Genomic DNA, 20,099 nt, shown 5'->3' with positions numbered 1-20,099 from the left:
GCTAGCGCGGCTTGTAGCCCACCCAGCCTTTGAAACTGAAGCCAGCGTAGAACAACTCCACGCCGTCAAAGCCGGCTTCTCTCATCAAGGCTTCATCCGTCTCGGGTGACAGCACCGGCAATTTCTCGCTGATTGCCGCAATCGCGCGCTCGGCATCCACCGCCGGCACGCCCGAGTCCACCGCGAACGCCGCGTAGCGCTTCAACCACCGGACTTTATCCTCCGGCGCTTGCGGGAAACTATGATGGGCCACTACCAGCGGCGCGCCCGGCAGCAGGCGTTGCCACAACGCCTTGAGGGTTTGCAGGCGCTGCTCGGCCGGGATGAAATGCAAGGTCAGCAAGCACGTGGCGCCGTTGAAAGGTCCCAACGGCGCCGTGTCGATATAGCCTTCATGCAACTCGGTGCGGTCCATCAACGGGCCCAAGGTTGCCTCGGCCAGCTTCAGCATCTCGGCTGAAGGGTCCACCCCCACAAACCGCCAGCCCGGTTCTGCGTCCGCAAAACGCTTCAACTCCAGGCCGCCGCCGGCGCCCAACACCAGCACATTGCCGGCGGCTGGCACGCTTTCGCGCAACAACAGGGTGGTCATGCGTTGCAGGCCATCAAAGCCCGGCACCAGGCGCACGGGGCCTTCGGCGTAACGGGCAACGGCATCCGGGTCGGAAAAAAAGCTCATGCTGGGCTCCTGCAAATTGGGCGGGGATAAACCCTACTGCGGCAAACCCGCAGAGGCAACATTCATGGTAAAACGTCGCTCCTCACCCCTCAGAGTATGGACGCTCGATGTCTGCCATTCTTCTTCGCGACGCCATCCCCGACGACGCCCTGTGCCTGGGCGTGCTGGGCATGCAAGTGTTCCTCGACACCTACGCGACCCAAGGCATTCGCGGCTCGATTGCCACTGAAGTGCTTGAAGCGTTTGCGCCGCAGGTCATGGCCCGGTTGATCGCCGATCCTGGTATCTCGCTGCTGGTGGCCGAGTCCAACCAGCACCTGGTCGGCTTTGCCCAGGTCAAGCTCAACGCCTGTCACCCGATGATCGAAGCGCCCGACGTCGCTGAACTGCAACGCCTGTACATCCAGGAACGTTTCACCGGCCTGGGCATCGGCTATCAGTTGCTGCAAGCGGCAGAGCAATGCGCGACGCTGGGTGGTGCTTCGCTGTTATGGGCGACGGTGTGGGACGGTAACAAGCGCGCCCTGGGGTTTTACCCTCGGCGCGGGTATGGGCTGCTGGGCTCGCCGGTGTATACCTTCCAAGGGGAGAGCCATGGGAATCGGTTGTTTGGCAAAGCCCTGGGCGTCACAGCGATTTAGACAGAAACACCCGGCTGCTGCCCTCAGGCTCGCACGGTAGCTCGCCAAAACGTACCCAGCCATGCTTCTCGTAAAACCCCGGCGCCTGGAAACTCAGGGTGTACAGCACCGCGTTGCGACAGCCCCGTCGCCGCGCCTCATCTTCGAATGTTTGCAGTAACTGGCTGCCCAGTCCCGTGCCACGCAGCGAGTCGGGCAAGTGGAACAGGTCGAGAAAGGCCATGCCCAATGTGGTCTTGCCAGTGATGCCGCCGAGGATTTGCTGGGTCTCGGGATCCTTGATCAAAACCGTCAGCAGACGCCGATCGTTATAGCCGGTGATGGCTTCATTGAACGCCGCCAAGCCGCCGCCGAGGATACGCTCGGCGTCGGGATTGGGTTGGTCGCTGATTTCAATATGCGCTGCGTTCATCTCTAGAGCGCCATGACCATTTCATGCCACGCCATGCCACCGTGATCCGACGGCGACGGCTGCACATACTCATAGCCCATGCGTTCATACAGCGGCACGTGTTGCTCCTTGCACATCAAATGAATCGTCTGCTTGCCCATGCGGCTCATGCGCTGCACAAACTCAGTCATCAACATTTTCGAATAGCCCTTGCCCTGATGCGCCGGGTCGACCACCACCGACATGATCACCACATTCGGCGCGTCGGCCGAGTGGCCCACCAACTCCTTGAACGCCTCGTCCGACATCACCACTTCGTGGGCGCAGCCACAATTGATGAAACCCACCACTTCACCCGCGGCCTCCAGGATCAGAAAGCCTTGCGGGTACTGGGCAATACGCGTGGCGATCTTCTCCAGGGTCGCGGCTTCGTCGCCCTCGTAGGCGCTGATCTCGATGTCAAAGCAGCGGGCGGCGTCGGCGGGTAGGGCGTTGCGGAAGGTGAGAGCGGGCATGGGCGTTTCCTGAGGCGTTGAGCGAGAGGCCACATGATAGACAAACATCGACCCCAGCAACACAAATCCCCTGTGGCGATGCGGTTGTTGTGGCAAGCCCGCTCACCACAGGAAGCCGGTTTACCATAAAAAAGCATCTGACGGGCTATCCAAAAAACAGGAAACCCGCCTAGGCGGGTTTCCTCAAAACTCAAAGCGGATGTCTCAAACTCCACCCACCAACTTCCCTCCGTCCATCCGGCGCTTATACGCACTGTCCCGACTCGCCAACCAGAAATACAACGGCGACGTCACCACCAACCCCACCACCCAGGACAAATCGGCCCCGTTGATGTGTTCCGAAATCGGCCCTACGTACAGCGGTGTGTTCATGAACGGAATCTGCACCACAATGCCGACCGCATACGCCAACAGGGCCTGCGGGTTGTAGCGCCCATAAATCCCGCCATCCACGCGGAAGATCGAGGCAATGTCGTACTTGCCCTTATGGATCGCATAGAAGTCGATCAGGTTGATCGCCGTCCACGGCACCAGCACCACCAGCAGCACCAACACCATGTCGACGAAGTGACCGATGAAGTCCTTCGAGGCGAACACGGCCGCAATCGCGCAGGCGGCCAATACCAGGATCGAAATCAGCGCGCGGCTTTTGGCCGTTGGAATCCAGCGGTAGGCAAAGGTCTGTACCAGGGTGATGATCGACAGCACGGCGCCATACAGGTTGAGGGCGTTATGGCTGATCACGCTGAGCAGGAACAACACCAGCATCAACGGCCCGATAGCGCCGGTGGCGAGTTTGACTGCGTCCATGGTGTCCATGCCCACCGGCGTCGCCAGCACGGCGACCGCGCCGAAGATGAACGACAGGCTGGAACCCAGTGCCGAGCCGAGGTAGGTGGTCCAAAAAGTGGAGGCTACCGGTACGTCGGCGGGCAGGTAGCGCGAGTAGTCCGACACGTAGGGGGCAAATGCGATTTGCCACAGGGCCGCCAGGGACACGGTCGCCAGCACACCTGCGATGTTGAAGCTGCCGCGTGTCAGAAAATCCGTGGTCTGCACATGGGTGAAGATGTAGCCGAAGCCCAGCACGATACCGGCGCCGAGCACCCAGGTACCGATGCGGTTGAGCACATGGATGAAGCGGTAGCCGATGATGCCGATAATCCCGGAGCCGATGGCGCCGATCACAATGCCCACCGGCACCGGTACCGCGTCAACCACGCCGTGCAGGGATTTGCCCGCGAGCACGATGTTGGAGGCGAAGAAACCGATGTACATCACGCCGGCGATCACCACCACCAACAGTGCGCCGAGGGAGCCGAACTGGGCGCGGCTCTGGATCATTTGCGGGATGCCCATTTGCGGGCCCTGGGCCGAGTGCAGCGCCATCAGCACGCCGCCGACCAGGTGGCCGATGAGGATGGCGATGATGCCCCATACCAAGTTGAGGTGAAACAGTTGCACACCCAGCGCACCCGTGACGATCGGCAGCGGCGCGATATTGCCGCCGAACCACAGGGTGAACAGGTCTCTTACCTTTCCATGGCGATCTTCCGGGGGCACGTATCCAATCGTGTGTTTTTCGATAAGCGGGGCGGAGGATGTTGCAGTGGTGACCATGACGAACTCCAAGGCAAGGTGAGTACGTTGACGTACTTCGCTGTGCGCCACGTGCGCGGCGCTTTGTTGTTGGAGTGATGATCTGCAATGGGCGCAGGGAGGTAAATTAGTAAGTTTGTTGCTATAGACCTTAAAAAATATAGCTCGCAGCCTTGCTGCGCTCCGGTATGTTGCCTACACCTGTTTTGCGGGCGAAGTCTCACGTTTCTGGAGGTCCCGATGGCTGCGTATAACCTGCGCCAACTCAGATATTTCGTCACCACGGCCGAATGCGGCAGCGTCGCCGAGGCCTCGCGCAAGCTGTATATCGCGCAGCCGTCGGTGTCCACGGCGATCAAGCAGCTGGAAGACAGCTTTGGCGTGCAGCTGTTTATCCGTCATCACGCCCAGGGGGTGTCACTGACGCCCAGCGGCGCACGCTTCTATCGCAAGGCCCTGGAGCTGCTGCGCGTGGCCCATGAGTTCGAACAGAACGCCCTGGCGGACAATGACGTGGTGGCGGGGCAGATCGATATCGGCTGCTTTGAAACCGTGGCGCCGTTGTACCTGCCGCGTCTGATCGCGGGTTTCAAGGCACGTTGGCCGGGGGTGGAGATCCGCATACGTGATGGCGAGCAGCAAGAGCTGGTGCAGGCGCTGACGGCGGGCAGCATTGACGTGGCGATGCTGTTCGAGCACGACCTGGGCGCGACCATCGAGACCACGCCGTTGATGCCGCCGCAGCAGCCGTATGCGCTGTTGCCGGCCGATCATCGTTTTGCGCAGCAGGCCAAGGTGTCGCTGGCGGACCTGGTGCTGGAACCGATGATCTTGCTGGACGTGCTGCCGAGCCGCACCTACTTTGTCAGCATCTTCGAAGAGCGTGGATTGACGCCGAATATCGTGTTCAGCTCGCCATCGATCGAGATGGTGCGGGGGATGGTGGGGCGGGGGTTCGGGTTTTCGATCCTGGTGACCAAGCCGTTCACCGAGTACACCTATGATGGGCAGAAGGTGGTGTGCGTGCCGTTGGCGGAGACGGTGACCGGCTCAGGCTTGTCAGCGGTCTGGTTGCGCCGCGCACCGTTGACCAAGCCGGTGCAGCTCTTTGTCGACTACTGCCGCGAGGAACTTGCCCGACTCTTGGGTTGAGGACAAGGCCAAAAATGTGGGAGCGGTTTGCTCCCACATTTGATTGGTGTTCGGCTCAAGCGCGAATAGAATCCAGCATCCGCCCCAGCATCGCATCACACCCCAGCAATTGCTCCACCTTCACAAACTCATCCGGCTTATGCCCCTGGTCCATGCTCCCCGGCCCGCACACCACCGTGGGAATGCCCACCGCATCAAACAGCCCGCCTTCAGTGCCAAACGCCACCGTGCCGAACTCCCGCGAGCCGGAAAACGCCGCGATCAACTCTGCTGCCTGGCTGCGCTCATCGGTGACCAAACCTGGGTAGGCCGACAGCTCGGTAAAGCGAATCGCACTTTGCGCGCTCACCGCCTGCATGCGCGGCAACACCTGCTGCTCGGCGTAGGCCTTCAGTTCATCCGCGACCTTGGCCGGATCCTGCGACGGCAACGCACGCACCTCAAAATCAAACCGGCAATCCGCCGGTACGATGTTCAGGGCCTTGCCACCGCTGATCACGCCGGTTTGCACCGTGCTGAACGGCGGATCAAACCGTGCATCCTGGGTCTGCCGCAGGCGCTGGCCGATCCGCCCGAGTTCACCAATCAACTCGGCGGCATGCTCAATCGCATTCACCCCATATGGCGCATAGGCCGAATGACACGCCTCGCCGTGCACATCGCAGCGCATGGCCAACTTGCCCTTGTGGCCGAGTACCGGCTTGAGTTCGGTCGGTTCGCCGATGATGCACAGCATGGGTTTCACTGGCCGTTCTTCCAGCACCTTGAGCAACGAACGCACGCCCAGGCAACCGACTTCCTCATCATAGGACAGGGCGATATGTACCGGCATCCGCAACGGCGCCGCGACCAACGCTGGCACCAGCGCCAATACACAGGCGATATAGCCCTTCATGTCGGCGGTGCCGCGGCCGAAGAGCTTGCCGTCGCGTTCGGTCAATTCGAACGGCGGCACGGTCCATGGCTGGCCGTCCACCGGCACCACATCGGTGTGCCCCGACAGCACGATCCCCGGCAACTCAACCGGGCCAACGCTGGCAAACAGGTTAGCCTTGCTGCGCTCTTCGTTGTAGACCAATTGGCTGGATACCCCGAAACCGGCCAGGTAATCGCGTACAAACTCGATCAGTTGCAGGTTGGATTCGCGGCTGGTGGTATCGAACCCCACCAGCGTCTGCAGCAGTTCGCGGCTGGCGCTCATCGGTCGTCTCCGGCCACGCCGTAGCCGGGGGAACGGTCCGGGGCGAGGGCGCGGTCGATGTAGTCCTGCACTTGCGGGCGATAGGCCTCCCAGAGCTTTTGCAGTTCAAGGATCGGCTGTTCGTCAGCCCAATCCACGCGCAAGTTGATGATCGGCCAAGTCAGTTCGCCCACCACCACCAGCGCGGCGGAGTGCACCGGGCCGGCTTCGCCACCGGCGGCGATGGCGGCGTGCATCGCCGCCAGCAGGCGATCGGCTAACTGGCCTTCGCCTTGCTCAAAGGCCGTGACCATCGCTTCGATCACCGCGCGGTCGGCGAGCATGTTGCCCGCCGCCACACACTGTTCTCCCGACACAGCGTTGTGGGTACCGAGGGTTTCGCTGCCGCTGAAATGCACGCTACGGCCCAGGTGATCAATCGCCGTCAGTTGCCGGTACTGGCTGTAGCCGTTGCGCGTCAGGGCCTTGTCGATCGCGTCGGCAGGGGCGAGGCCTTGTTCCAACAGGTCCAGCACGTCCGGGCCCAGGGCCGGGAGGGTGATGTTCTGGGTCGACACCGCGCCCACACCGGGCCGCAGCCATGGGCAACGGGCACCCACGGCAATGCTCGATGAGCTGATGGCAATGCCCAGCTGGCCGGTTTCGGCGCAACGGCCGACGATTGAAAAAGTCATGTGCGGCTCCTTACTCGGGAATAACGGCGATCACATCAATTTCCATCAACCACTGTGGCTGGCCGAGGGCCGACACCACCAGCCCTGTGGAAATCGGGAACACGCCCTTGAGCCATTTGCCCACTTCCTGGTACACCGGTTCGCGGTAGCGCGGGTCGATCAGGTAGGTGGTGGTCTTGACGATGTGCGACAGGTCGCTGCCGGCCTCTTCCAGCAGTTGCTTGACGTTTTTCATGGCTTGCTCAGTCTGGGCGCGCGGGTCGCCAAGGCCGATCAGATTGCCCTCGAAATCCGTGCCCACCTGGCCGCGCACGTACACGGTATTGCCGGCGCGCACGGCCTGGCACAGGTCGTTGTCCAGGCTCTGGTTAGGGTAGGTTTCCTTGGTGTTGAACATGCGGATGCGAGTGTGAGTAGGCATCAGAAAAACTCCGGCAATAAAGGGATCAGGCGCTGACAGGGGACGGACGAACCACCGGGGCGGCTTCGCGGTATTCAAGGTATTGACGCTGGATCGCGATGTGGTCGGCCACATACTTGGCGTCATGCCAAACGCCCCAGATAAACGACGAACCCCGGCGCGATTGCCACGGCAAGCCGAGGAAGTAGATCCCCGCTTCGCTGGACACGCCACGCTGATGCTGGGGCTTGCCGGCTTCGTCGAAGGCGGCGACCTTCAACCAGCTGTAGTCCACGGCAAACCCGGTGGCCCAGATGATCGAGGTGACGCCGGCCTGGGCAAGGTCCAGTTCCAGGATCGGATTTTTGATGCAGTCCGCATCGGGAAACACGCGACGGGCCTCGGGCTCCAGCGGCAGGTCAACGCCATTGCGCTCGATATAGGCGTCGGCCGCATCCAACAGGGCCAGGTAGTTTTCATCGCCGCGTGCCAGGTTTTCTACCAGGTTCGGCTGGAAGCTGGCGACACTGCCGTTGAACGCTTGCGTGAGGCCGACCAGGGTCATGCCTTGCTGCGCCAGCTCACGGAAGTCGATGGTCTTGCCGCCGTGTGCACCGCTGACCGCGATGGTCACGTGCTCGCGGCCGGGTTTCATCGCGGCCTGGTCCCACTCGCCCAGCACCCCCAGCCACCAGCAGAAGTCGCGGTTGCGATAGGCGCGAGGCGGGCGGTCATGGGCACCGACCGAGAGGTACACCTGGCGCCCGGCGCGCTGCAATTCATCGGCGATCTGCACGCCGGAGGAACCCGCGCCCACCACCAGCACGGCGCCGGCCGGCAGTTGTGTGGGGTTGCGATAGTCAGCGGAATGGATCTGGTGCAACGCAGTGTCTTTCGGCGCGATGGCCGGAATCACCGGTTTCTGGAACGGCCCGGTAGCGGCGACCACACGGTTGGCCTCGATCACGCCTTCGCTGGTGTGCACGGTAAAGCCAGGGCGACCGACATTACGCACCACGGACAACACCTCCACACCGGTACGGATCGGCGCGTTGAACTTGCGGGCATAGGCCTCAAAGTAATCCGCCACACGCTCTTTCGGCGCAAACCCATCCGCAGCGACCGTGTCGAATTCCAACCCCGGAAAGCGGTCATGCCAGGCCGGGCCATTGGCCACCAGCGAATCCCAACGCCCGGTGCGCCAGCGCTCGGCAATACGGCTGCGCTCCAGCACCAGGTGGGGCACACCTTGCTTGCTCAAATGCTCGCTCATGGCCACGCCAGCTTGGCCGGCGCCCACCACCAGCGTGTCTGTTTTTGTTATTGCTTCAGTCATGTCTCTGTCCTTGCGTAATGCAGTTGGATTCAGCGTTTACATGACTTCAAGGCTAGGGGGAGGGGGGTCATAAATAAAATATTATTAAGCTGGGAAGTGAGCATAAATATCGGATGCAGAGGGAGGGGGCTCTGAGTAGCACTGGCTGATTTTTCCGGAACAATCGGTGTAGCGGATCAGTTGGCCGTCAGCGTTGTAAGCCAGTTGTTTGCTGCCACCGTTGGCATCGGTGATGAGTACGGGCAGGTTGTCGCTGTTGTAGCTGTACTGGGTTTTGTTCTCCAGCGGATCGATGGTCTCGATGATATTGCCGCGTTGATCGTAGTCGTACTTCCACAGGCCGCCTTCGGCGTCGCGGGTTTTGGAGCTGGCATGGGCATTGGCGTGATCAAGCCAATGCCGGTGACGTCAGGTTGTTAAAGAGCGGGGCGCGGGTTAGCGATGCACGGCACCATGGGAGCCGCTGGCGATCAAAGTTGCGCCGCAGGTGGTCTTCATGCCATCCAGCGCCACGGGAATGCCGTTGACGGAATAGGTGCTGCTGCCTTCGGCAATGGGGAAGGAGCCTTTGCACAAGGGGCACATCACCAGATTACCTTTGCCGGCCATGGGTTTGCCATTGAGGTTGGTGTGGGGGATGGATTCGGTGACGACACCGCCATGGTCGGTGGTGTCGCTGAGTCGAACTATTGGCATCATTTCACAGCACTCGTTCTGGTTGCTGAGTGAAGACGGCTGTCTCGTTCTGCTGGAGATGGTATGGAGCTGAGAGGATATTCATGCGGACTCGTCTCGTTATTAACATTGAAAGATTGTGGTGGTTACTGAAGGTTGGGCTGGTGATGTGTATGGGTACTGATGATAGAAAATGACCAATTTAGGTGTTTAGTGTTTTGAGCCATTTAGATATCTCGTTTTTTATTGAGGTGAGATTTTTTTGATTTGAAATAATGGATGTTTCAGGCCCTAGCTCTGATTTTTTAGTGGAGCAAATAGTCTTTTTGATGTTTTCATCCAGAACTATTTTTAATATGGTTCCTGTTTTTTTGTGCTTGACCGAAAATATGGGGTTGGCGTCCATAAATGGGGTGCCATCGGAAAATGTTGTGTTGTAAAATTGCATAATAAATCTCTCGGCATCTATGCTGTACGAAGTGGCAAGTTTGATAAATATTTCTTTGATGTGATTTTCAAGATTTTTGTATGTGCTTGGAGTAGATAGGTAGTCGTTGAACATATTATTTGTCCGTAAATGCCGTTCCAGAGGTAACTTCTATATCAACACGTTCGTGTGAGGTATTTCTTACCATGAATGTCTTGCTCACGGGGGCGCTAACTCCACCGCAGGCGCAAGCACTATCAATAAAACGCTCGGCTTTGCCGAAGGCTTCTTCCCTGGCCCTCAAATCTTGACGGCCTAGTTTTCCCTTGAGTTCATCCAGTTTTAGCTTTGCATCAGCAGCAGTAAGTGGTGAGTCCTGATTCCAGCTTACCGACTGTTCAAGTTTTGCTCCTTGGGCTTGGATTCTTCCTCTGTTAGCAGCCAGCCCGAGCGGATCCATCCACCCAACTGGATTCGGCGCATACGCATAGACATTCAGCCCTCCCGCAAACCCAATCGGATCCTTGCCAATAAACCGCCCTACCTGCGGATCATAGTACCGATAGCGGTTGTAGTGCAGCCCGGTTTCGACATCGAAGTACTGCCCCTGAAAGCGCAGCGGATTGCGCACATCCGCACGCTTGGCGGTCTCGCTACGTTGTTCCTTAGCCAGGCCCCAGGCTTTGTAGACCCCGGCCCAGGCGATATCGCCGTGCTCGTCGGTCAGCTCCATCGGTGTACCAAGGTGGTCGCACTGGTACCAGGCCAGGGCGCTAAAGGTCACCGGCTTAGGCTTGTGCTGCCAAACCGGATCTTGGTCAACGTCGTAAGCACCTTCGTAAACCGGCTCGGGCAGCAGTTGGATGCTGCGTGGTTCAACGGCCTGAGCCACCGGCACAAAGCTGCCCGGTTCAAAAAAGTAGTGAGTCAGGCGTTCAGTCTTGTCGTTGTTGCGACTTTCAAACGCTAGTACATCACCGTCCCAGCCATAGATGGTGTAGCCACAGCCGTACTGCTCATCGAGCTTGGCGCGCTCCAGCTTGTTCCACATTGGTCCGGCTTCGCGGCGGTCGTGGTATTTGGCTTTGGACAGTTTAAATAGGCGTCGGCCTAGTGCGTCGTAGGCGAAGGAGACGGTCAAACGGTCATCTACGTAGCCGATCAGGCGGTCGTACAGGTCCCAGGTAAAGTGGGATTTTTTGCCGTTCTGCAGGCGTTCCTTCAGGTTGCCGCGCTCGTCGTAGCTGTAGTGGGTGCCGACATAGTCACGGAGCAGGTTGTCCAGCAACTTGGATGGGCCATATTGATTGGGACGACGCGGCGCCCGCGGGTCCAGCAGGTTGCTGGCCGGGTCGAAGGCGAAGGTCTCTTCGCCACTGATGGTTTGGGCGGCGAGCAATCGGCCCAGCGGGTCATAGCGGTAACTGAGCGCACCGCGTCTTGTGTCATCAATGCGGGTCAGTTGGCCGGCGGCGTCGTGCCGGTAGTTGCGCACCACCAGGCGCTGAGCGTCGCCGCGTTTTCCCAGTGCCTGCTCCCTCAACTGGCCGTTGGGTGTCCAGGCTTGCCGGTGCTGTAAACCGTTGCCCTGATCGCGGGCGATTTCGCGGTGCAGGTTGTCGCGTTGGTAGCTCAGCAGCTCGGTATCGTCGACCTTCAAGGCCAGCAGATGGCCGCTGCCATAGGTCAACCAACTCACACGATGGCCGTCCGGGCGGATGGTGGCGATGCGTTGGTTGAGAGCGTCGTACTCATGCTTCCAGATGGCTACATGCGGTTCCTGCAGGTAACGCAGGTATTGATGCTCACGGGTGTTGTTGCCGGCACGATCATAAAACCATTGCAGTTTGCAGGCGGCGTTTTCGGCCAACAGCAAATTGCCGTTGCCGTCGTAGGCGAAGGTTTCGGTTTGCCATTCCAGGCCTTCCTTGTGTCCGGCATGGCGGGCGATCAGGCGGCCGAGTGGGTCGTACTCAAATTCATTGACCCGGTCGCCATCGAGGCGGCGAGTCGGTTGGTTGCTGCCGTGGTCGTAGAGGTAGTGGGTGGTCTGTTGGTCGAAGCCAGTTTCCTTGAGCAGGCGCCCGGCCGGGTCGTATTTGAAGCTGGCGGTGCTGTTGTTTTCGTTGCGCAGTTCCAGCAGTTGGCCGAGGCGGTCCCAGCGGTAATTGAGTGTTGTGCCGTTGGCATCAACGCGCTGTTGGATCAAGCCGGCTTCGTTGTAGTGCCAGGTGGTGGACTGGCGCAGGGCGCCGGTGTGGGTGAGCAGACGGCCTTCGGCGTCGCGCTCGAAATGCTCTTCGGTCTTGTCGGGGTGGATCAGTCGTACCAGCTGCCCGGCGTGGTACTCGTAGGTGGTGACGTGGCCTTCGGCATCGGTGAAGCGGCTGAGCTGGCCGAGGGTATCGTAGTCCCATTGGCTGACCTTGGCGGAGCAGTCGGTGTAGCGAATCAGTTGGCCGTCGGCGTTATAGGCCAGTTGTTTGCTGCCGCCGTTGGCATCGGTGATGACCACGGGCAGGTTGTCGCTGTTGTAGCTGTACTGGGTGGTGTTTTCTAGCGGATCGATTGTTTCGATGATGTTGCCGCGTTGATCGTAGTCGTACTTCCACAACCCGCCTTCGGCATCGCGTGTTTTAAAGCGTTGGTCTTGGTCGTCGTAGGCATGATGAACACAGCTGCCATCCGGACGGGTGTGCTGGAGCAGGTTGCCACGGTCATCGTAGGCGTAACTGTCGGTGCTGCCGTCAGTGTGAATGTGCCGGGTGATGTTTTTGGCATCATCGCGGTAGAACCACTCTTCATTACCGTCGGGGTAGATGATGCGGTAGGTGTAGCCGAGGATATCGTAGTAGTACCAGGCCTCCTGGCCCAACGCATCGGTCACGTAGGTCAGGCGGATGTTGTCGTCCCACTCCAGGCGGGTGTCGTAGGTTCCGTCGTCGGCCCATTCGCGGATGGCCTTTGCATCGGCGCCTTCGCCGTGCCATTGCAGATTGATACCGCGTCCAGTGCGGTCGGTGTAGTGGGTGATCAGGTGATGTTGGTATTGGTAGTCCCATTGCGCGGTGTGCTCGTCGCGGGCTGCGATCAGGTCGCTGTGTTCATCGTAGTCATAACCCGCCAGTTGGCGCTTGGGCTGGCCTTCATGCATCAGCCACAGGGCGTTGATGCGTCCATGTTCGTCAAGTTCGCTATGGATATGATGATGCGCCGTATCGTCCTGGTAAGTGACCAGGTCTGACAGCACTATCCGACCCGCGTGTTGGTGCTCGTAGTGCAGGGCGATGCGGGCGCCACCTCGCAAGGTCATGCCACTGAGCAAATAGTGGTCACCTTGTTTTTGAAAAGTTTCTTGGCTGTCGTGACCACGTACGACCACCAACGTGCTGGCCGTGGTGCGAATCAGCAATACCCCTTCGATCGGGTCGTAGTGGTGCTTGCTGATCGCAAGATCAGGGTAACGCTGGCTACGCCCGTCGTAACCGTGGTAGCTCAGGCCGTCTTCAAGTTGGTCAATGCGAATCGAGAACGGCGTGATCCAGCGTGCGCCAAAACTTCCCTGATCAAACGCTGACAGGCTTGAGCGATAGGTGCGTGTCCACTCGATCGGGAAGGGGCCGGGCAGCGAGAAATCGGTGTGTTCCAGCGTTTCACTGCCAGTGGCGAAGCTGATGCTGTGGCCAGTGCCTACAGGGACGCTAGGTCTACAGTTCTTACAACCATTAGGATCATTGGTGGTTCTGCGCTGAGTTGATTGACTGACCAATGGGCCTTGGCCTTGTGTCGCTTGAGCTCGATTGTTCTGGTGACTGGAGGCATTGGCCGTTTGAGCGCCGCGACGCTTGCGGGCGGCCAATGCACTGACCAGCTCCATGATCAGGTTGCCGATACTGCCGATTCGTTTCGGATCCCCTAATCCCTGAACTTTCTGTGCTACCGCCAGACCGATTCTGTCGGCGGCATTTGCAACGGTGAGCAGCTTCTGGCAGACGGCTTTGGACAGCAGCCTGTCGTCGATCATGAACTGTGCGGCAATACCCACCACCGGGCCGAAGAAGAAAGAGCCGACCTTGGCTTTCTTGGCCAGTGCCTGCTGTCCTTGCTCACTGGCAATGCTTCTGAGCATGCGGGCGAAAGCGGCGCAGGCTTTTCTGATTTCTGCGGCGATTTTGGTGAGCAGTTCGCTGAGACGTGCTTGGATGGCGTTGGCAAAATCCTCCAGGGCGCCGCGAGTTTTGTCGTTAAGGTTCTTTTCCAATGCACTGAGCATGGCCGTCGAAATGGCGGGTAGGCCATTGCGCCTGACGGTTGAAAGCGTGGTGCGCACCGCCAGCCGTGCCGGGCCGACACCTGGAAAGGAGATCAGGCCGACGACATTGACACCAAAGCTGACCCAGGTCAGGAAGTCGTTTTGATCACCGTCAATTAAGGTGAGTAGGTCCCCGATGGCATCAATGGCGGCGAAGACGGTGCCGACACCGGGAATCACAGCACCTGCGGTCTGTACGGCATTCCAGCCAATGGCATCGTTGGTGAGTTTGCGCAGCCACTTGTCGAGTTTTTCCTTGCCCGCATCAATGTCATTCTTTGATGTGGTATTGAGCGGGGCGGTGGCTGATTGGGGCGGGCGCGCAGTGGCTGCAGTCATTGTGTTTTCTCCGAGAGCTTGCGTGGCAATCCGAGCATCTCGGCGTTTTTCATGAGTGACTGAGGTAGCTGGGAGGCCAGCGCGGTCGCAGCGTCTGGCATTGGCACAGTCTTTTTCAGCAGGTCGGTGGCAAGGCTCATCGGAGACTGCTTAGTCGCGTTTAGCACTTGGTCCAGCAGTGCTTTCGCAGGCGCAGGCAAGGTTTGACCGGAGGTTTCAATGGCGTCCGCTTTGATCTGCTCATGCGGACCGGGAAATCCGGGATCGGTCCAGACATCCACCGGGTCTTTGCTGAAAAGCACTTTGGCCGGGCCTGGAGCAACACCAGCCACAGCCGCAAAACCATTGCCATCCAGTGACCCTTTGAAGACCTTGCCTAAGGCATCCTCAACCTTGTACTCGCCTCCCTTGAAGGAAATCCCGTTGGCGTATTGTTGAATCAACTCCAAATTCCCTTTCCCCGCCTTAGGCGCCTCCGGAAACGCCGCCGCCTTACTCTTCGCAGCGTCGTAGATAAAATCCACGGCATGTGCGGTGTACAACCCACTGGTGGCATGCGTAATCCCCCCGGCGTTGTAGGTAGTGCTACTCCCCGCCGCCTGAATCACGATCTCTTCCTTGGCACTCAACGTGATGCGCTCAGCCGTCACGGTGACCTTGAGTTTGGCCAGCAGATTGATGTTGTCTTTCAACGCCCGAATATCGATATCGCCGGAGGCGGCTACCAACCTCCAACCCAGGCTTTGCACAAAAGTGCGCACACCACGACTGGCGCTGATCAACAGGCGTTTGCCGATGGCCAGGCTGGTGTGGCCGCCGCTGCTCAGGGCGAGGTGTTCGCCGCTGGCGATGTGGGTGGATTGCGGGGTGCTGCTGGCGATGCCGGCCGGACTGTGCAGTACCAGGTGCGGTTCGGCCAGTTCGGGGTATTGGTTGGCGCCGGGGTTGCCGCCGGTGCCACGAATGGCCTGTTGCTGGGCCTTGAGCGCGTCGGCGACTTCGTCCTGATCGCCGCTGTCCTGGGCCAGGTGGTCGCGGGCTTCGCTGGCGAAGGTGGCGTGGTGCTGGCGGGCGGTGTCGAGTTGTTCGGCGGTTTCCGGCAGGTCGGTGTGGTGCTCGGCGGCGCGCGGGCGCCGTTGGGTGGTGAGCAGCAGGCCGCCGCCGGCACGCAGTACGCCATGGGCGTCGGTGCGTAGTTCAAAACCTTCGCCACGGGGCACGCCGCCGCCGGGGCGGGGGTGGGTCAGGTAGCCCAGGTTCAACGCGCTGGCTTGATGGTCGCTCATCAGCGTGGCGCTGATTTGCCCGGTGGTGTCATCCAGGCGCAGTTCATTGTGGCGCTCGCCGTGCAGCTCCTTGCTGCGGATCGGGCTCAGCGCCTTGAATGCGGGGAGTTTGTACGGTGAGCGGTTGATGGCGTGGTAGCTGCGACCGATGACCATCGGCTGGTCCGGGTCACCGTGCAAAAAGCCCACCAGTACTTCCTGGCCGACCCGTGGCAGGGCGACATGCCCCCAGCCGGCGCCGGCCCAGTTGTGGGTGACGCGCACCCAGCAGGAGCTGCGGTCGTCGTCCTGGCCCTCGCGGTCCCAGGGAAATTGCAGGCGCACACGGCCGTGTTCGTCGCAGTAGATTTCTTCGCCGGGCGGGCCGACGATGGTGGCGATCTGTGGGCCTTCGATGCAGGGTTTGGGGCGCGGCGGTGCTTGCCATTCCACCGTGTCGGGAATCAGCGTGGCGGTGAAGCTGTAATGGGTACCCACCTGGCTGCCGGTAGCTTCTTCTTCCATCGCGGTGTGCTGGCGACCGATGTGGTGGATGGTGGCGGCACGCCAGCCAATATTCAGGTCTTCGCGGGGATGGCCGACCAGATCAAAGGCCAAGCCCGGCACCAGGCGCGCATCGTCGCCGCTGACTTCGGCGGTGCGCGCATCACCGCGCAATCCTTGCAGACGGGTCAGGGTGAAGGGCTTGCCGGCATCATCGTGCTTGTAGCGACCAGGGTAGTCATAGCGTTCGTAGTCGGGGCTCTGGTGCTCCAGCTGCGGCGCCTGTTCACGCTGTTCGAGGTTGTAGCGCGGGTGGGTGAAGGTGTAGTCGCGCTGGGTCTGGTTGGCGCTGCGCACCTGCTCGCGGTAGGTAAAGCTGTGCAAGGCCGGTTGTGCCTGATCGCCACCGGGGTTGGCCTCATACACCAGTGCTTCGCCCTCAATCACCCCGAAGCTGGCGATATGGTCGGCCTGAATCAACTGATGCCCGCCCTCGCTGTGCTGGAAGATCGACAACAGGCCTTCTTCGGCTGCCAGGCGCTGGTAGAAGTCCCAATCCAGCTCGCCGGGCTGCACGCAGTATTCGCGGGGTAGGTGGTTTTCGGTCAGACGCTGGGTGCAGGCGCCCCAACGGCGTTCGTTGCACAGCTGTTCAAGTATCTGCGGCACACTGCGCTGCTGAAAAATGCGCCAGTCCGATTGCAACCGGGCGCGGGCCAGTTGTGGTTCGATCACCGCGCGGTAGGCGGTGCGACGAAAGCCGGTCTTGCCCTGCTCGAAGCGGCTGATCAGGCCGTGCACATGGCGCACCGGTTGCTCGCCTTGCCAAATGGTCATTACCGCCGGTTGATCCAGCAGTTGTGCGAAGTCGGCATTGGCCGATGTGCTGACCAGGTCTACGGACAGGCAATACAGTTCGCAAAGCCCCTCAGTGAGTTCAAACGAGACGACATCGAAGTTGATATCGGCGCTTGAACTGAAGGTAAAGCGCACATCGCGCAAGTTCGGCATGGCAACTCCTGCGGCAATCCTTGGTTGCAGGTTTTAATCGCCACACGTTGTAACGCAGTGGCGATCAGGCGAAGGCCTCGAACTTTAAAGAGGCATACTCCGGCTGTCGCCTTCATGCTTTCCGCAAGTGTTGTGGGAAGTTTCTCTAGTTAAGTGTGTCGCCCAGTTTAAGCGGGTCGCTAACTTGCCGGTGTATGACGAGCAATAGCGAAACGGTGCGCGCGGGTTAACGCACTAAGATGGTCTCCAATGATTGCATCACCTGCTCGGTCATGCTGTTCAGGCGCACGGCAAAAAACACATAGGCCCCCACGCACAGCGCCGTGCCCACCGCCCACGGCGTCCACCACGGCCATTGCCGGTTCATCTGGTAATGGCGTGGCGCAACGTTGTCCAGTGGACGGGTCAGATGAGCAGGCGCCGGTTCGTGCAGCGCGTCGATCACCCCCTGCAAACGGCTGATCACCTGCTGCAAGGCCTGGTCGCCCTGGGTCTGCACGCTGTACTGGCCTTTGAAGCCCAGGCACAGGCACAAGTACATGAGCAGCAACACGTCGCGGTATTGCTGCGGGGTTTCCTGCAAGCGGATGAGCAGGGTGAAGAAGGTCTCGCCGCCCCAGGTTTCCTGGTGGAAGGTGCTCAGCAGCGATTTGGCTTGCCATATTGAGCCGGAGCCCCACGGCGTAGCCAGCACCGCCTCATCGACAAAGACGCAGAGTACGTAGGAGAACACGCGCAACTCGGCCTCGCTGTAGTCGTGCTGGCGTAGTTCTTCGAGCATCACCTTGATCTGGTTGGTGAGGTGACCTTGCAGTTGTTCGACCGGGGCGTAGACCTCGGTCCGGCGCAGCCGGATCACCAGCCCGAACAACGGCATGGCCACATCCACCAATGGGTTGAGGCTGTGGCCGCGCAGGTGGAATTCGAGTGGGTCGTGATGGCAGAACAGCTCGCCATCGGGCCAGCCGTCGCGGGCGTCGCCATGGCTGCTGGAAAACGTGGTGGTGGGATTCAGGGTCGGCATGCTGCTCTCCGTGGGTCATATGATCGGTTGCTGGCCGGTGCGCATTGGCCAAGTGAAAACCGTGCCATCGGCGGCGTTGATGATTTCCAACTGATGGAAGGCGTTGGTGTTGGCGTACAGCGCCATGAAATGTGAGAGCACGCAGCCAAACAGATGCAAATCGCCGGCGTTGCTGAAGGCGGCGGGGTCCATTGTCATGGTGGTGCAACTGCCGCGCACTGGCAGGCCTTTGATCAGCCAGTCGACAGGTTGTGTGCGGACCTCAAGGATGCCCTCCAGGCGACGCTGGGTGGCACGATGGTGAGGTAGGTCGTGGGCGGCGATGAAGTCGTAAACCTGCAACACGGCCTTGAGCGCCGCCGGAGACGACAGCGACAGGTTGTTCAGCGCAAGGTTGGAGATCAGCGCCCACTGCACTTGGCCGTCGAGGATTGGCGGGTAGGCGCGGGTCGGGCGGGTGAGGTTTCGATAAGTGGCGAATGACGGTGTGGTCTGGGTGAGCAGGCTGATGTCCCCTACCTGCAACTGCCGGGGTAGGTCGGCGTTGGTGCAGGTCAGCGCGATATTAAGCACTTCACGCTCGCCAAGGTAGGGACGCTGATCGGCATGAATGAGGCTCACGCTGTGTTTGGCGCGGGTCTTGAGCAGTTCAGGTTCGATGGTGTGGCTGAAGTAGCACGCTGTGCGTTGGCCAGCCGGCTCCACTTGGTGCTGCAATGATTCATAGGGAGCGAAGTCGACACGGTAGTTATCTGCCGGGGTATGCGGTTTGCGCCGCCGGGCACTGACCCGGTCGATGCTGAAAATCTCATAGGCTCGGGCATTCGGGCCACGCGGTTGTAGCGTTTCGTGCAGGGCCTGGCCGTCCAGTTGGACCGGTTCGGCCGGGTGTTCGAACAGGTTGATGGCGGGCGTGCAATACAAGCAGAGCATGTTGGGGTTGATCGATATGGAGGCGGGCAGGGGCGTGGAGAAATGCAGCTCCAGGCGAATCTGCGCGGCCGTTGTTTGCGGCCACAGGCGGCGCAGGCCACTGATGCGAAAACCGTGAAAACGTTGGGGGAAGTAGAAGTATTCCTGGATCAGGCGATAGCCCTCCAACTGCTGGTCCAAGGTGGGTAACAGCGCGTCGTCGGGTTCGAAGCCAGGAAAGCTAAGGGCCTCCGGCGGCAGGGCCAGCCGTTGCTCGTCGAGGCACAGCACGATTTTGTCCAGATGCTGGGCCAGCCACTGATAGAGCGTGAGTGCGTGCAGGTCGTCACCGCCAAGGTGGAAATCCAGGCGCTCGCAGTTCATCTCGCTCAACGGCTGCTCCGATAAGGCCTGCAACTCGATACTCAGCACCGACTTCTGCACGCTATGGGCGACGCTGGCAGCACTGACCTGCAGCGGATAAATCGTCACGTCGGTACAGGTACGAAAGGTGCAACTGACATCATTCAGCGCCCGGGCGAACAACTGGGTGCCTTTGGTAATCACCTGCGGACCGCTGAGGGCGTGTACCACGGGGTCGAAGCGCACCTGAGTCAGGCTGGGGAGCGGGCGCAGGTAGTTGGGGTAGACCTGCTGCATCAGCGGGTGGGTGAGTTGGGGCAGGTCGTCTTCGATCTTCAGGGCCAGTTTGGCCGTGAGGAACGCGAACCCTTCCAATAGGTGTGCCGCACCCGGGTCCGATGCTTGCTCGCCCAGGAAGGGGGCTAGTCGTGGATCGTCTTCGGCGAATTCACGGCCTAACTCCCGCAAGTAACGGAGTTCTTCTGAGAAGCGATCTTTCAATGACATGGCTTCGCCCTATTTAATAAGTTTAAGTTGTTCGGGGTCTTTGTGGGAATGTTCTGTAGGGGTTGCGTATTAGTGCTGTGGATAGATATTTATAGATGTTTCGGGTGGTGAGGATAGTTCGTCAAGATAATAAAAAAGATCAGGTGTAATTTTTTGTTTCTTTCGTATTGTG

Annotated in this window: 17 protein-coding genes; 3 read left to right on the top strand and 14 right to left on the bottom strand. The window is 59.9% G+C overall.

Annotated elements, in window-relative coordinates; genetic code table 11:
• Window position 1: 1 nt before the first annotated feature.
• The gene (locus AYR47_RS24805; protein ID WP_033896682.1) at window positions 2–679 is read right to left on the bottom strand and encodes a class I SAM-dependent methyltransferase; all 678 of its coding nucleotides are present in this window, start codon (window positions 677–679) and stop codon (window positions 2–4) included.
• Window positions 680–786: 107 nt separating this feature from the next.
• Between AYR47_RS24805 and AYR47_RS24800 the strand changes: the two genes are divergently transcribed.
• Window positions 787–1,320 carry a GNAT family N-acetyltransferase gene (locus AYR47_RS24800; protein ID WP_033896681.1) on the top strand — a complete coding sequence of 178 codons (534 nt, stop codon included), beginning with the start codon at window positions 787–789 and terminating at the stop codon, window positions 1,318–1,320.
• On the opposite strand, the gene AYR47_RS24795 is transcribed toward AYR47_RS24800, so the two are convergent.
• The 3 genes from AYR47_RS24795 to AYR47_RS24785 form a co-directional block, all read right to left on the bottom strand.
• Window positions 1,307–1,732, bottom strand: coding sequence for a GNAT family N-acetyltransferase (locus AYR47_RS24795; protein WP_033896680.1), 426 nt, complete (start codon window positions 1,730–1,732; stop codon window positions 1,307–1,309). The two genes, AYR47_RS24800 and AYR47_RS24795, sit on opposite strands and share 14 nt — an antisense overlap.
• 2 nt (window positions 1,733–1,734) lie before the next feature.
• On the bottom strand, window positions 1,735–2,226 hold the full coding sequence (locus AYR47_RS24790; RefSeq protein ID WP_033896679.1) for a GNAT family N-acetyltransferase: 492 nt from the start codon (window positions 2,224–2,226) through the stop codon (window positions 1,735–1,737).
• 204 nt (window positions 2,227–2,430) lie between these two features.
• Window positions 2,431–3,846, bottom strand: a complete 1,416-nt coding sequence (locus tag AYR47_RS24785) for a purine-cytosine permease family protein (protein ID WP_033896677.1) — start codon at window positions 3,844–3,846, stop codon at window positions 2,431–2,433.
• A 219-nt stretch (window positions 3,847–4,065) separates the two neighbouring features.
• Here AYR47_RS24785 and AYR47_RS24780 point away from each other — a divergent pair, with 219 nt between their 5' ends.
• Entirely contained in the window at window positions 4,066–4,977 is a 912-nt protein-coding gene (locus AYR47_RS24780; RefSeq protein ID WP_033896676.1) for a LysR substrate-binding domain-containing protein, read from the top strand.
• A gap of 55 nt (window positions 4,978–5,032) precedes the next feature.
• Here the strand turns inward: AYR47_RS24780 and argE are convergent, their stop codons facing one another.
• From argE to AYR47_RS24760, 4 genes are read right to left on the bottom strand one after another with little or no spacing between them, the layout of a single operon-like run.
• Complete coding sequence (argE, locus tag AYR47_RS24775; RefSeq protein WP_061448846.1) at window positions 5,033–6,178, bottom strand: acetylornithine deacetylase; 1,146 nt, start codon at window positions 6,176–6,178, stop codon at window positions 5,033–5,035.
• Window positions 6,175–6,852: a DUF1028 domain-containing protein gene (locus AYR47_RS24770; protein WP_061448845.1), complete on the bottom strand. Its 678-nt coding sequence runs from the start codon at window positions 6,850–6,852 to the stop codon at window positions 6,175–6,177. Before AYR47_RS24770 ends, argE begins: the two co-directional genes overlap by 4 nt.
• A 10-nt stretch (window positions 6,853–6,862) precedes the next feature.
• Complete coding sequence (locus tag AYR47_RS24765; RefSeq protein ID WP_033896673.1) at window positions 6,863–7,273, bottom strand: RidA family protein; 411 nt, start codon at window positions 7,271–7,273, stop codon at window positions 6,863–6,865.
• Between the two features lie 25 nt (window positions 7,274–7,298).
• Window positions 7,299–8,588: a flavin-containing monooxygenase gene (locus tag AYR47_RS24760; protein WP_061448844.1), complete on the bottom strand. Its 1,290-nt coding sequence runs from the start codon at window positions 8,586–8,588 to the stop codon at window positions 7,299–7,301.
• 180 nt (window positions 8,589–8,768) lie between these two features.
• Here AYR47_RS24760 and AYR47_RS33055 point away from each other — a divergent pair, with 180 nt between their 5' ends.
• Complete coding sequence (locus AYR47_RS33055) at window positions 8,769–9,008, top strand: hypothetical protein (protein WP_061448843.1); 240 nt, start codon at window positions 8,769–8,771, stop codon at window positions 9,006–9,008.
• 15 nt (window positions 9,009–9,023) lie between these two features.
• Here AYR47_RS33055 and AYR47_RS24750 read toward each other — a convergent pair whose 3' ends face one another.
• The 6 genes from AYR47_RS24750 to tssF form a co-directional block, all read right to left on the bottom strand.
• Entirely contained in the window at window positions 9,024–9,284 is a 261-nt protein-coding gene (locus AYR47_RS24750) for a PAAR domain-containing protein (RefSeq protein WP_156487859.1), read from the bottom strand.
• A 181-nt stretch (window positions 9,285–9,465) separates the two neighbouring features.
• On the bottom strand, window positions 9,466–9,825 hold the full coding sequence (locus AYR47_RS24745; RefSeq protein WP_061448841.1) for a hypothetical protein: 360 nt from the start codon (window positions 9,823–9,825) through the stop codon (window positions 9,466–9,468).
• 1 nt (window position 9,826) lies between these two features.
• Complete coding sequence (locus AYR47_RS24740) at window positions 9,827–14,341, bottom strand: RHS repeat-associated core domain-containing protein (protein ID WP_061448840.1); 4,515 nt, start codon at window positions 14,339–14,341, stop codon at window positions 9,827–9,829.
• Window positions 14,338–17,121 carry a type VI secretion system Vgr family protein gene (locus tag AYR47_RS24735; RefSeq protein ID WP_061448839.1) on the bottom strand — a complete coding sequence of 928 codons (2,784 nt, stop codon included), beginning with the start codon at window positions 17,119–17,121 and terminating at the stop codon, window positions 14,338–14,340. The genes AYR47_RS24740 and AYR47_RS24735 overlap by 4 nt, the downstream gene beginning before the upstream one ends.
• A gap of 226 nt (window positions 17,122–17,347) precedes the next feature.
• Window positions 17,348–18,145, bottom strand: coding sequence for a type IVB secretion system protein IcmH/DotU (icmH, locus tag AYR47_RS24730; RefSeq protein ID WP_061448838.1), 798 nt, complete (start codon window positions 18,143–18,145; stop codon window positions 17,348–17,350).
• A 15-nt stretch (window positions 18,146–18,160) separates the two neighbouring features.
• Window positions 18,161–19,927 (bottom strand): type VI secretion system baseplate subunit TssF, encoded by a 1,767-nt coding sequence (tssF, locus tag AYR47_RS24725; RefSeq protein WP_061448837.1) that lies wholly within the window; start codon window positions 19,925–19,927, stop codon window positions 18,161–18,163.
• Between the last annotated feature and the right edge of the window lie 172 nt (window positions 19,928–20,099).

This window comes from Pseudomonas azotoformans (assembly GCF_001579805.1).
Classification (GTDB): Bacteria; Pseudomonadota; Gammaproteobacteria; order Pseudomonadales; family Pseudomonadaceae; genus Aquipseudomonas; species Aquipseudomonas azotoformans_A.
This window is presented reverse-complemented; position numbering and strand designations above follow the sequence as displayed.